The following is a 12,786-nucleotide window of genomic DNA, read 5'->3' on the forward strand; positions in this document are numbered from 1 at the left end:
CGGCCACGCACAGGGATCCTTCATTCCACTCCAGGGAGAACAGTCATGCGCAAAAACCTCAACCGGACCATGTCCGCTGCCCTCCTGACGGGCGGCATCATGGTCGCCACGGCCGGGTTCGCCCAGGCCATTCCGCTGCCGATCAACGTCGACGACGAGGTGCGGGTCGGCAACCTGGTGAGCGTCCCGGTCAAGATCTGCGGCAACGCCATCAACGTCCTCGGGCGGAGCGACGCGACCTGCGGCGACAACGCTCCGAAGGCCGCAGACCAGCGCACGATGGCCGACAAGGCGCTCGTCTCCGCGCCGGTCACCGTGTGCGGCAACTCGGTCAGTGTCGCCGGCGGCGGCAACGGCAGCTGCGGTGAGTCCAAGCCAGAGCCGCCCAACGGCAACATCGAGGCCCCGGTGACGGTGTGCGGCACCAGCGCGGCCGTCCTCGGCACCGCGAAGGGCGACTGCGGCAAGTCCGAGGGCCCCGGCGAGGAGCCGCCGGGTGAGGAGCCGCCCGGCCAGAACCCGCCCGGAACGACGCCGCCCGGACAGACCCCGCCCGACAACGGCGGCAACCCCGGCGGTGGCGACAACGGCGGCGACAACAACTCCGGCGGCGGCAACACCGGTGACGACTCGGGCGCCGGCGTCCCGCAGACCGGCACCAAGGCGTCGAACCTGGCGTCCCCGATCCCGAACCTGTCGAAGACCGGGGCGGACCCGCTCGAGTTCCTGCTCGTGGGTCTCGGCCTGATGACCGCCGGCGTGATGGCCCGTCGTGGCGCGCGCCGCGTCACCAAGGCCTGATCTGCCCCTTTCTCCGACAATCGCCCGGCGAGCTCGTTCTCGCCGGGCGATTGCTGTCTGCACAGTCGATCTCCGCAGGTCACCCGTCTGACTTCACCAATTCAGGTTCCGGGTGAAGTGTTGAGATATGGGCTGATCAAGCGCATGCTCGATAACGAGCTGGCAACCGGAAGGTGAATGAACTAGACCACCGGATGCCACGCCCAGAAGGGGTAGGTGGTGCCGTGCAGGTAACTCCTCGCTGTGGCGATACGCGGTCTGTTGCATCCCCGCGAGTGGATCGGACGTGACCGGTCCGGTCGCGACTGCGTAGCAACCTCGAACGGGGTATCGGGTGCCCAGGCGCCGTCGGCGTCGCTCGGCGCACTTCGACGCTGTTGAGCTCGACCTCGGTTTCGTCTCTTGGCGTCACCGGTCGGGCGCCACGCCAACCACCGTTGGCCGTAGTCGCTACAACCAAATGGGAAAGCCTCGGTGCGGTGCCCCGACGTCGGGCTCCGCACCGAGGCGTGTTTGGTGCTTTATCGTTTGCGGCACCCATGGGGTCCTTGGCGGGAGGATTGCGGTGCAGTTCAACGAAGGCGCGGAACTCGACCTTTCTCAGGTTTCGGACCAACGGGGCGTGGGCGGCCGCGTCGCGGGCGTCGGCGGTGGCCTCGGCGTGGTCGGCCTGATCGTCTATTTCCTGATCCAGCAGTTCACCGGTATCCAGCTGCCCGCAGGCGGCCTGGAGGGCATGGGCTCCAACACCCAGGTCGAGTCCGGCCAGCTTGCCGAGAAGTGCAAGACCGGCGCCGACGCGAACCGCGACAGCGACTGCCGGGTCGTCGCGACGATCAACTCGATCCAGGCCTTCTGGACCGACCAGTTCGCCCGCTCCGGCCGCAGCTACCAGGTCACCAAGACCAACTTCTTCCGCAACAGCGTGAACACCCGCTGCGGCAACGCCACCTCGGCCGTGGGCCCGTTCTACTGCCCCGCCGACTCCCAGGTGTACATCGACCTGGACTTCTTCAACGAGCTGCGCACCAAGTTCGGCGCGACCGGCGGTCCCTTCGTCGAGGCCTACGTGCTGGCTCACGAGTACGGCCACCACGTTCAGAACCTGCTCGGCACGTCCGACCGCGTCAGCTCCCGCACCGGCCCCACGTCGGACTCGGTGCGGCTGGAGCTGCAGGCCGACTGCTACGCGGGCGCGTGGGGCAAGGCCGCGACGACGACCCCGTCCGCCAACGGTCAACCCCTCATCACGAATATCACCCAGGACGATGTGAAGGCCGCCCTGGACGCGGCGGCGCGCATCGGTGACGACTTCATCCAGCGCGAGCTCGGTGGCGGCCGGGTCGACACGACCAAGTTCAGCCACGGCAGCTCGGCGCAGCGGCAGAAGTGGTTCACGACGGGGTTGCAGACGGGCGATCCCGCCCGCTGCAACACCTTCGACACGAACAACCTGGGTTAGCCGGTTCTACCGCTCGACGGACCGCGTCGTGGAGAAGCGGATCATGTTGCCCGACGGGTCGCGGAACGCGCAGTCGCGGACGCCGTAGAACTGGTCGATCGGTTCCTGCAGCACCTCGCCGCCTGCCGCGCGGACCTGCTCGAACTTCGCGTCCACGTCGTCGACCTCGAAGATGAGGCCCTGCAGGGATCCCTTGGCCAGCAACGCGTGCAGCGCCTCGTGGTCGGTCGGCGGGACGGGCGGGCCGATGCGGGACAGGCCGATCTCGATGTCCGGCTGGTCGGCGGGGCCCACGGTGAGCCAGCGGTAGTCGTTCTCCACGGTCTGGTCGGTGCGGACCTCCAGGCCGATCACGTCGCGGTAGAACTTCAGCGCCGTGTCCTGGTCGTGGACGAAGAGGAAGGTGTGCGAGAGCTTCATGGGACGAGACCCTAGGCAGGGTCTGGACGTGACGCTTCTCGAAATCTGCTTGGTCTCGTGAGGGCTCTCAGGGCAACCGAGGTGCCGGGCGAAGCGTGAGCATCACATCTCGCTCAACGCACATTCGCCGTCCACACCACCCGGTTTGGGGTGATTTCATTGTCTGAGAGATCGGTCAGCCGTGCACTGCTGAGATTCGGCGCGTTGACCGCAGCTGTCGTCCTCGCGTTCGGCGGCGCCACCACAGGCGCGGCTGCCCAGGAGCCGAGCGCGCCTCCGTCCACTTCGGACGAACCGGCACCGTCGCCCTCCTCCGCCCAGCCGCCTGCCGAGCCAGAGCCGCCGAAGGACAGCGGCGAGGAGAAGAAGGCGGCGCTGCCGGATCTCAAGGTCACCGGCACGCTGGACAAGTCGGACTACCACGCGAGCGAGCCGGTCCGCGTCACGATGACCGTCACCAACCAGAGCGACGTGGCCGCCGCACAGGTCCGGGGCACCATCGCGGGCATCGCGGTCGACGACGCCCAGTGGGGCGACTTCGCCTGGCGCACAGGGGGCGGCCGTCTCGCACCCGGTGAGACCCGCACGATCGAGGTGTCGGGCATCATCCGGCAGCTCGAACCAACCGGGCGGCTCCTCGTCAGCGGCGGGCTGCAGGCCGCCGACGGCGACGCCAACCCGAGCGACAACCACTTCCTCCTGCCCGGTGTCGCCGCCCCGCAGATGCGCGGCACGGTGCGCTTCGACAAGTCGAGTTACGAGTTGCACGAGACGGTGCGCTTCTGGTTGACCGTCACGAACATCGGTGGCCAGCCCGCAGAGGGCGTCAAGCTGGACTGGCCGATCGGCTCGGTGGACCTTCCCGCGAACGTGTGGGGCGACTTCTCGCCCAGCGGAGCGGGCATCCGGCTCGCGGCCGGCGAGTCGCGCACGTTCGAGGGCTCCGGCAAGATCCGCGACCTTCGCGACGGCAGGCTGGAGGTCTCCGGCTCGATCAACTACGTCGGCCGGGCGGACCTGAACGACAGCAGGTTCAGCGGTCAGGTCGACGTCGTGCGGACCACGGGCGAGCTCTCCGGCGTCGTCTACACCGACAAGAACCGCAACGGTCAGCACGACCCCGGTGAGGGTGCCGCGGGTGCGGAGGTCTGGGCCAACGGTGGCGTGCCATCCGTGAACATCAAGACCACGACGGACGCCGAGGGTCGCTTCTCGTTCAGCGACCTCTCATCGGGCAACTACTACGTCAACTACTCGCTCGCCGGCGGCTGGATCGTGCACGCGGAAGGCCCGAACGGCACGGTTCGCGTCGAGCCCGGTGCGCCGGTCCGGCTGGTCGCACGCGCGGAGCGCCCGTACACCGAGTCGCTCAGCGCGACCCTGACCCTCGACAAGAACGTCTACCGGGCCGGCGAGGAAGCCAGGATCACGATCACGATCACGAACTCGGGCGATCACGAGATCAGCGGCATTCGGGCCTTCTGCCACCGGGAAGGCCGCGGCGGCAACCACCTCGGTCCCCAGCCGTCCAATCCTCGGCCCACGGGCTGGGGCGACCTGGTCGGCAGAGGCGTGACGGTCGGCCCCGGCGAGACCGGGACGTTCATCGCCACCGAGAACGTGCCACCGGCCGCCCTCACGTATGGCCGCGTCATCGGGAACTGCGGATTCGCGCCACACGCCCAGTGGAACCTCGACGTCGCCATGGCGACGGACTCCGCACGTGTTGTCGGCGGGTTCGGGGTGCTGAAGGGCAACCTGTTCTACGACCGCAACCGGAATTGGGTGCTCGACGAGGGCGAGGGCATCGGCAACACCCGGATCGTGCTGCGTGATCGGGAGCTGGGCGTCGACGTCGCCGAGACCGTGTCGGACGACCAGGGCCACGTCCGCTTCGACCGCGCGCCCGCCGGTGAGTACGTGGCGTGGGTCGACGGGCCGTGGAAGTTCGAGGACGTGAACGGCCACGTTCAGGTCCTCGCCGACCGCGAGCAGGACCACGACTTCATCGTCGTGCCCGGCCCGCGACCTGGGACCGGCGGCGGGCCACCCGCGGCCGGTGTCGGCAGCGGCAGCGGTTCTGGTGAAGCGCTCGCCAAGACCGGTGCCGGTGTGCTGGGCCTCGGTCTCGTCGGCGCACTTCTCGTGGCCTTCGGCTTCGGCGCGAGCATCGTCGGGCGCCGTCGCACGGCATGAACGACAGGCCCGGCACTCGCTCCGAGTGCCGGGCCGCGGTGTCATCTGCTCGGTCGCGTGAGGCCCTTCAGATGGCATCCCGGCACGGTGGCGAGCGCGTCGTGGGCCCTGGCCCGGTACGCGGAGGGCGTCTCACCCACCAGTTCGGTGAAGCGGGCCGAGAACGAGCCGAGCGACGTGCAGCCGACTTCCACGCACACCTCGGTGACGGACAGTTTTCCCAGCCGCAGCAACGCCTTCGCGCGCTCGATCCGCCTGGTCATCAGGTAGCTGTACGGGGTCTCGCCGTAGGCCGCGCGGAACTGGCGGGCGAAGTGCGACGGCGACATCAGGGCGGCCCGGGCCATCGCGGGAACGTCCAGCGGTTGGGCGTACTCACGGTCCATCAGGTCGCGCGCCCGGCGCAGGTGGGCGAGGTCCTCAGGCGTCACGAGGCCAGCATGCCACCGACGGGCACACTCGTCTCCTCGTTGCTCACTGCGTTCGGCCTCGGTGCTCGCGCCGCTGGTCTCCGCAGGGAGACCGACCCGCGCGTTACACCTTGAGGGCAACTTCACACCGCTGGTCCACAGTGGATGTTGATGTTGGAAACGCCTTTCCAGAACGGGATTCGCTGCGGTAGCTTGCCCGAGTCCAGCGGACGCGTGCGGGGGCTTGACGTCTGCGGGGCGACATCATCCTTGGGGGGATTCCTTTGTCCGAGAGATCGGTCAGCCGTGCCCTGCTCAGAATCGGGGCACTGACCACCGCTGCCGTGCTGGCGTTCGGCGCGGTCACCACGGGCGCGCTCGCGCAGGAGCCGGAGACGCCGAGCTCCAGCGCTGAGCCGACGCCCACATCCACATCCACGTCCACGCCGACGTCGACACCGGCGCCGACCAGCGAAACCAGCACACCTCCGTCCACGTCGGAGCCAACGCCGACGACCGAACCGAGCACTCCGGCGCCTACCCAGCCGACGCCCACTACTCCGGTCGCCAAGCCCGTCGGGGAGAAGAGCCCGCAACTGCTCCCCGTGAGCACGAGCGAGCAGCGGCCCGACCTCGCGGTGCAGGTCGTCCCGGACCGGGCGGAGTTCCTGCCGGGTGAGGACATCGGCCTCACGCTCACCGTGACCAACAAGGGCGAAGGTCCTGCCGTGAACATCCGGCTGGGCCACGAGAGCACCCAGGCCTGGCTCGTGGCCGGCGCCGCCGAGCTGAGCTCGCGGCCGTCGCTCGCGCCGGGCGGGCAGAAGATCTTCCGCGTGGTCCTGCGGCCGACGTCGCTCACGTCGGACGCCGTGCCGTTCCTGTTCCGCGCGACCGTGGACGGCGTGGCCGACCCGACGCCCGGCGACAACGGCACGAACATGACCGTCAAGGTCCGCCAGCAGCGGGGCACCGCGTCCGGTGTCCTCTACGTCGACAAGGACGGCAACGGCCGGTTCGACGACGGCGAGGGCCTGGCGAACTCCACGATCACCATCAACGGCGGCACGCCGTTCACCACGGACTACGCCTTCACCGACGACAAGGGCGAGTTCCGGTTCCGCAGCATCCCCACCGGCGAGTACTTCGTGCGGTACCTCGACTCCAGGTCGGCGTACTACGTGGTGAAGCCGGGCCACAGCGACTTCGCGATCGAGCAGGGCGGGGACACGAAGCTCGCCCTGCCCGCGGTCGCCTCGGTCGACACGACGCTGACCGCGTCGATGAAGTTCGACAAGTCGTCCTACGCACCCACCGACGAGGTGGGGCTGAACGTCACGCTGACCAACACCGGCAGCGCGCCGCTCACCCACGTCGTCGCGGTGTGCAAGACCGACAAGGGGTACGTCCCCGGCACCGGTGACGGCTGGAAGGCACTGGCTCCCGGCGGAGAGGGCGTCGCGCTCGCTCCCGGCGAGACGAAGACCGTGCGCGTCACCGACCGCGTGCCGAAGGACGTGTCCTTCAAGACCTTCTACGCGAGCTGTTCGTTCGGCAACAACGGCACCCACAGCGCCGGGTACGCGTCGGCGGGCACGGCATACGCGTCCGTGCACGGCGTGTTCGGCAACGTCGACTTCACCGTCGTGAACGCCGAGGACGGAAAGCCGGTCAGCCGCGCGGTCGTCGCCGTGCTCGACGCCGCCACACGTCGCCCGCTCAAGGACGTGACGTCCGCCTGGAACGGCAGCGAGAGGGTCTACGACGTACCGGTCGGCAAGATCGTCCTGGTAGTCGCGGGCAAGTGGAAACCGGCTGATGGCAAGGAGTTCACCCTCGACGTCCTGCCCGACGTCTTCAACCGCATCACGTTGCGGGTCGCGCCGAGCGACGTCGAGGTGCCCGAGATGGCCAAGGACCGGCCGGACTTCGAGGTCACCGCGAAGTTCGACAGGGACTCCTACGACATCGCCGAGCCGATGCGGGTCGCCGTCACGGTGAAGAACGTCGGCACCGGTCTCGACCACGAGGTGTACCTGTACGCCGGCTGGGTCTCCGGTCAGCTGGAGTTCGACCCGGCGCAGCTCGGCGAGATCGACTACGACCACCCGGCCAGGCTGTGGCCCGGCGAGAGCCGGACGGTCACCGTCGTCGGCCGCGCGCCGTACTACCTCGAGAAGGACCAGGTCTGGCTGGCGGTGCAGACGTCCGCGTCGCAGGACGTCAACGGCGCCAACAACTACGTGACCGTCAGCGCTCCCGTCACCTACGCCAGGGGTGACGCTGCGGTTGTCCTGTACGCCGACCGCGACGGCGACGGGCGCAGGGATGCGGGCGAGGACCTCCCGAACGTCAACGCCATGCTCTCCGGTGGCACGCGGCCATTCGCGGCCCAGCAGGGCAAGACCGACGCGTCGGGACGGGTGGCGTTCAAGGGTCTCCCGGTCGGCGTCTTCAAGGTGTCGATCTGGGGCGGCGACGAGGGCTGGGTCCGCAACGGGACCGACGAGCTGACGGTCGGCGCCGGCACCGAGTCGGTGCTGGAGCTCGGCATGGTTCGTCCGTTGTCCGACAAGCTCTTCGCGTCGGTGACCTTCGCCAAGGACGAGTACGCGCCGGGCGAGAAGTACGTGCTCGACGTGACGCTGGAGAACCGCACCGGCGCGGACCTGCCGTCCGTGAAGGCGCTCTGCTACAGCGGAAACGAAGGCGACGTCCGCAACGATGGCCCCGGCTGGGGAGCGCTGGCCTACGGCGGCGACGGCGTACCGCTGAAGGACGGCGAGAAGCGCACTTGGCGGGTGTCCGGCGAGCAGCCGAAGGACGCGGAGTCGATCGGCTACGCGACGGCCGGCTGCTACTTCGCTCCCCAGACCTCAGACAGGGGCGCCGCCTACGCCCACGACGAGTTCCGGGTGCCGGGCAAGCGTGCCGACGCCGTCGGCAAGCTGGTGCAGGACAACGAGAAGAACCCGGTGGCCGACGCGATCGTCGTCCTGGTCGACCACCTGTCCGGCAAGATCGCCACCCGCACGATCACCGACAAGGCCGGTCTGTTCAAGGTCCACGACCTGCCCGTCGGCCGGTACGAGGTGGTCCTCGAAGGCCCGTGGAAGGTCGATTACGGCCGTCCGGCCAACCCGTTCTTCCTCGTGAAGGTCGGCGACGACACGAAGGTGCAGGTGCTCCTGCGGGTGCCCGGCCCCGAGGAAGAGGACCCCGGTTACCCGCTGCCGGAAGACCAGAAGCCGGGCACGAACACCCCGCCCGCCAAGCCTTCCACCGGCGGCAGCGGCGAGGCGCTCGCCAAGACCGGGGCCAGCGTCGCAGGACTGGCCGTGCTCGGTGCGCTGCTCGTGGCGTTCGGCCTGGGCGCCAGCGTGATCGGCCGTCGCAAGACAGCGTGACAACCGAATTGGCCACACCATCCTCAACTCTGGGGGACTCCTTGTCCGAAGGATCGATCAGACGGGCCCTGCTGAGAGCCGGCGCCCTGACCACCGCCGTCGTCCTGGCGTTCGGTGGAGCCACCACCGGTGCGCTCGCGCAGGAGCCGGAGACGCCGACGTCGAGCGCCGAACCGACGCCGACGAGCGACCCGGTCACGCCACCGTCCACATCGGACCCGGCGCCGCCGACCTCGACCGAGCCCGCTCCGCCGTCGTCGTCCACGCCGCCGAGCTCCTCCGCACCCGCGGAGCCGACGACGCCGGCCCAGCCGACGACCGCGACTCCTGCCGCGCCCGTCGAGACGCCCAAGGCCGCCGTCGGCAAGTTCACGGTCAAGTTCGTCTACGACAAGGACGGCGACTTCTGGGACGACCCCGGTGAGGAGATCGCCGGTCTCAAGGTGACCGTGCTGAACCAGACCACCGGCACCAAGGCCGCCGACTTCGTGAGCGGGCCGGACGGCAAGATCGTGTTCACCGGGATTCCGGCCGGGCAGTACTGGGGTGTGTTCGACACCACCTGGAAGTTGCGGAACGGCCAGGGCGGCATGCCGGTGTATGTCCCGGAGTCCGACACAGGTGGTGGCGCCATCTACTTCATGGAGCCGGGAACGTCCGCCCCAGACCTGCGCGGCACGTTGACGTTCGAGAAGTCGAGCTACCAGTCGCACGAGACGGTGCGCATGACGGCGACCGTCACCAACATCGGTAGTCAGACCGCCCATCACGCCAAGCTGTCGGGGTCGCTGTACGCGGTGGAGACCACTGAGGAGCAGTGGGGCGACTTCGGCTGGCGCGGTGCCGGCATCGAGCTGGCATCCGGGGAGTCGCGCACGTTCCAGGTCTCCGGGCCGATCCGCAACATCACGGACGGCAAGGTGCGGCCGTCGACCAGCATCGAGTGGGACGGTCGGTCGTACCCCTGCCAGTGCGGACTCTCCGGCGAAGTCACCGTCGTGCAGACCAGGGGCGAGATCTCGGGCGTGGCCTACACCGACAAGAACCGCAACGGACAGCAGGACGCGGGCGAGGCCGCCGCGGACGTCGTGGTGGAGGCCAGCGGCGGTGCGCCGTACAGCTACTTCAAGACCACCACGGACGCGGACGGCCGTTACTCGTTCAAGGACGTGCCGTCGGGTGACTACGGCGTCCGCCACACCTTCGCGGGCGGCTGGATCGTGCACTCGGACGGCACGGATCCGACGGTCCGCGTGCAGCCCGGCGCGCCAGTCTCGCTGACCGCACGTGCGGAGCGTCCGTTCCACGAGTCGCTCAGCGCGACCCTGGTGCTGGACAAGGACGTGTACCAGGCGGGTGAGGTCGCCACCATCACGATCACGCTGACGAACTCGAGCGATCGGGCCATCAGCGGCATCCAGGCGGGCTGCAACCGAATCGGCGACGGCAACCACCTCGGCGGCACGCCGAACAACCCCAACCCCAGGGGTTGGGGTGAACTCGGTGGCAACGGTGTGACCGTCGGCGCCGGTGAGACGAAGACCTTCATCGTCAAGGAGAAGGTGCCCCAGGCCGCTGTCCAGCACGGCAAGGTGATCGCGGCCTGCGACTTCGAGCCGAACGCCGGTTACAACACCGACGGCCCGTTCGCGCACGACTCCGCACGTGTTCCCGGCGGGTTCGGTTCGCTCTCCGGCGACCTCTACTACGACCGCAACACCAACTGGAGGTTCGACGGAGGCGAGGGCATCGGCAACACCCGGATCGTGCTGAGCGACCCCGAGCTGGGCGTCGACGTGGCCGAGACGGTCTCGGACGACCAGGGCCACTTCCGCTTCGAACACGTTCCTGCCGGTGACTGGGTGGCCAGGGTCGACGGGCCGTGGAAGTTCGCGGACGAGTACGGCCGTTACGCCCAGGTCGTCAGCGGCTCCGAGTGGCACACCGACTTCATCGTCGTACCCGATGTGCAGCCCGCGACCGGTGGTGGCGGCAACACTCCGGTAACGGCTGGTGGTGGCGCTGGTGGTGGCGGTACTGCTGACGCCCTGGCCAAGACCGGCGCGTCCGTGCTCGGCCTCGGTGTCGTCGGCGTGCTGCTCGTTGCCCTCGGCCTCGGCGCCAGCGTGATCGGCCGCCGACGCCAGACCGCATAACTGAAATTCCACCCCACAGGGCGGCACTCACGATGAGTGCCGCCCTGTTGTCATGAGCGCCACACCTCGCCGTCCCGAGTGGAGTGTTAGCGTCGCTAACCATTGGGTATGGGGGTGAACATGACGGTCTGGGAAGCAATCGCGGTCGTGATCGCGGGTGTGTTCGCCGGCGGCATCAACACCGTCGTCGGCAGCGGCACGCTCGTGACCTTCCCGGTGCTCCTCGCCGTCGGTTACCCGCCCGTGGTCGCGAACGTCTCCAACAGCCTGGGCTTGGTGCCCGGCTCGTTGTCCGGCGCGTGGGGCTACCGCGAGGAGCTCAAGGGGCAGAAGTCCCGCATCGCGCGGCTGCTGCCGGCGTCGATCCTGGGCGGGATCGTCGGCGCGGTGCTGCTGGTGACGCTGCCGGCGAAGGCGTTCACGGCGATCGTGCCGGTGCTGATCGTGATCGCGCTGGTCCTCGTGGTGATCCAGCCGTGGCTCAACCGCAAGCTCTCGCACCGCAAAGGGCACAACGACGGTGGGGTGCTGCTGTGGATCGGGGTGTTCGCCGCGGGCATCTACGGCGGCTACTTCGGGGCCGCGCAGGGTGTGCTGGTCATGGGGATCATGGGTGTGCTCGTCAACGAGCACCTGCAGCGGATGAACGCGCTGAAGAACCTGCTGACCGCGTTCGTGAACCTCGTCGCGGGCATCATGTTCATCTTCATCGCGGACGTGGCGTGGCTTGCCGTGCTGCTGCTCGCCGTCGGGTCCGTCGTCGGCGGTCAGATCGGAGCCAAGATCGGCCGCAAGCTCCCACCCGCCGTGTTGCGCGGCGTCATCGTGGTGGTGGGAGTCGCGGCGATCGTTCAGCTGCTCATGAGGTGAACGCGCGGGCGGCGGCGAGGAAGGCGTCGTTCTCCTCGGGCTCGCCGATGGTCACGCGGGCGCCTTCGCCTGCGAACGCGCGGACGATGACCTTGTGCGTCAGGCAGTGCTCGTTGAACGCGGCGGTGCGCTCGCCCAGCGGCAGCCAGACGAAGTTCGCCTGGGTCTCGGGCACCTCGTAGCCCATGGCGAGCAGTTCGCCGCGGACGCGGGTGCGTTCGGCGACGATGGCGCGGCAGCGGACCATCAGCTCGTCCTCGGCGTCCAGCGAGGCCATCGCGGCGACCTGGGCGAGGGCGTTGACGGAGAACGGCACGTAGACCTTGCGCAGCGCCTCGGCGACGGCGGGCGGGGCGACCGCGTAGCCGATCCGCAGGCCCGCCAGGCCGTAGGCCTTGGAGAACGTGCGCAGCACCGCGACGTTGTCGCGGCCGGCGGCCCACTGCTGCTTGGCGAGCTCGACGCCGTCGGGGATGTGCGCGTCGTCGACGAACTCCTTGTAGGCCTCGTCGATCACCACCAGCACGTCGGCGGGCACGCGGGCGATGAACGCCTCGATCTCGTCGGTGCGCAGTGCGGTGCCGGTCGGGTTGTTCGGGTTGCAGACGAACACCATGCGGGTCCGAGGTGTGATCGCCGCGGCCATCGCGTCCAGGTCGTGCACGTGGCCCTCGGTGAGCGGCACGCGGATCTGCTTGGCGCCCGCGACATGGACGACGATCGGGTAGGCCTCGAACGACCGCCACGCGAACAGCACCTCGTCGTTCTCGGTGCAGGTCGCCTGGACGAGCTGCTGGCACAGCGTCACCGAGCCGCAGCCCAGGGCGAGGTGGTCGGCGGGGACGCCGAGCTTGTCGGCGAGCCTGCCGGTGAGGTCGGTGCAGCCCGAGTCCGGGTACCTGTTGATGCCCGTGGCCGCCTCGGCGATCGCCTTGACGACGCTGGGCAGCGGCCCGGCGGACACCTCGTTGCTCGCGAGCTTGATGGCGCCCGGGATGGTCCTGCCGGGCACGTAGGCGGGCAGGGACGCCAGGTCAGCACGGGTTCGCACGGTCATACCGCCG

At 69.0% G+C, this 12,786-nt stretch carries 9 protein-coding genes; 6 read left to right on the forward strand and 3 right to left on the reverse strand.

What is annotated here, in order from left to right:
* Positions 1 to 45: 45 nt before the first annotated feature.
* Both JOD27_RS07715 and ypfJ read left to right on the forward strand, forming a co-directional pair.
* Entirely contained in the window at positions 46 to 801 is a 756-nt protein-coding gene (locus JOD27_RS07715; RefSeq protein WP_204761431.1) for a hypothetical protein, read from the forward strand.
* A 565-nt stretch (positions 802 to 1,366) separates the two neighbouring features.
* Positions 1,367 to 2,263, forward strand: a complete 897-nt coding sequence (gene ypfJ, locus JOD27_RS07720) for a KPN_02809 family neutral zinc metallopeptidase (protein ID WP_204761432.1) — start codon at positions 1,367 to 1,369, stop codon at positions 2,261 to 2,263.
* Between the two features lie 6 nt (positions 2,264 to 2,269).
* Here ypfJ and JOD27_RS07725 read toward each other — a convergent pair whose 3' ends face one another.
* Complete coding sequence (locus JOD27_RS07725; protein WP_204761433.1) at positions 2,270 to 2,683, reverse strand: VOC family protein; 414 nt, start codon at positions 2,681 to 2,683, stop codon at positions 2,270 to 2,272.
* Between the two features lie 159 nt (positions 2,684 to 2,842).
* Between JOD27_RS07725 and JOD27_RS07730 the strand changes: the two genes are divergently transcribed.
* Positions 2,843 to 4,879, forward strand: coding sequence for an SdrD B-like domain-containing protein (locus tag JOD27_RS07730; RefSeq protein WP_204761434.1), 2,037 nt, complete (start codon positions 2,843 to 2,845; stop codon positions 4,877 to 4,879).
* Between the two features lie 41 nt (positions 4,880 to 4,920).
* Here the strand turns inward: JOD27_RS07730 and JOD27_RS07735 are convergent, their stop codons facing one another.
* Positions 4,921 to 5,310, reverse strand: coding sequence for a helix-turn-helix transcriptional regulator (locus tag JOD27_RS07735; protein WP_307829987.1), 390 nt, complete (start codon positions 5,308 to 5,310; stop codon positions 4,921 to 4,923).
* A 263-nt stretch (positions 5,311 to 5,573) separates the two neighbouring features.
* Here JOD27_RS07735 and JOD27_RS07740 point away from each other — a divergent pair, with 263 nt between their 5' ends.
* The 3 genes from JOD27_RS07740 (at position 5,574) to JOD27_RS07750 (ending at position 11,722) form a co-directional block, all read left to right on the forward strand.
* Positions 5,574 to 8,696, forward strand: a complete 3,123-nt coding sequence (locus JOD27_RS07740; RefSeq protein WP_204761435.1) for a hypothetical protein — start codon at positions 5,574 to 5,576, stop codon at positions 8,694 to 8,696.
* A gap of 41 nt (positions 8,697 to 8,737) precedes the next feature.
* A complete protein-coding gene (locus tag JOD27_RS07745) occupies positions 8,738 to 10,852 on the forward strand; it encodes an SdrD B-like domain-containing protein (RefSeq protein WP_204761436.1) in 2,115 nt (704 codons plus the stop codon).
* Between the two features lie 120 nt (positions 10,853 to 10,972).
* Positions 10,973 to 11,722 (forward strand): sulfite exporter TauE/SafE family protein, encoded by a 750-nt coding sequence (locus JOD27_RS07750; RefSeq protein ID WP_204761437.1) that lies wholly within the window; start codon positions 10,973 to 10,975, stop codon positions 11,720 to 11,722.
* Here JOD27_RS07750 and hisC read toward each other — a convergent pair.
* Positions 11,712 to 12,779: a histidinol-phosphate transaminase gene (gene hisC / locus JOD27_RS07755; protein WP_204761438.1), complete on the reverse strand. Its 1,068-nt coding sequence runs from the start codon at positions 12,777 to 12,779 to the stop codon at positions 11,712 to 11,714. The genes JOD27_RS07750 and hisC overlap by 11 nt on opposite strands.
* Positions 12,780 to 12,786: the final 7 nt, after the last annotated feature.

This window comes from Lentzea nigeriaca (assembly GCF_016907955.1).
Lineage (GTDB): Bacteria > Actinomycetota > Actinomycetes > Mycobacteriales > Pseudonocardiaceae > Lentzea > Lentzea nigeriaca.

What these genes read in the sequence shown, in the direction of transcription:
- JOD27_RS07715 (WP_204761431.1), top strand. Translation starts at nt 46, where the DNA reads ATGCGCAAAAACCTCAACCGGACCATGTCCGCTGCCCTCCTGACGGGC.
- JOD27_RS07725 (WP_204761433.1), bottom strand. Translation starts at nt 2,683, where the DNA reads ATGAAGCTCTCGCACACCTTCCTCTTCGTCCACGACCAGGACACGGCG.
- JOD27_RS07750 (WP_204761437.1), top strand. Translation starts at nt 10,973, where the DNA reads ATGACGGTCTGGGAAGCAATCGCGGTCGTGATCGCGGGTGTGTTCGCC.
- hisC (WP_204761438.1), bottom strand. Translation starts at nt 12,779, where the DNA reads ATGACCGTGCGAACCCGTGCTGACCTGGCGTCCCTGCCCGCCTACGTG.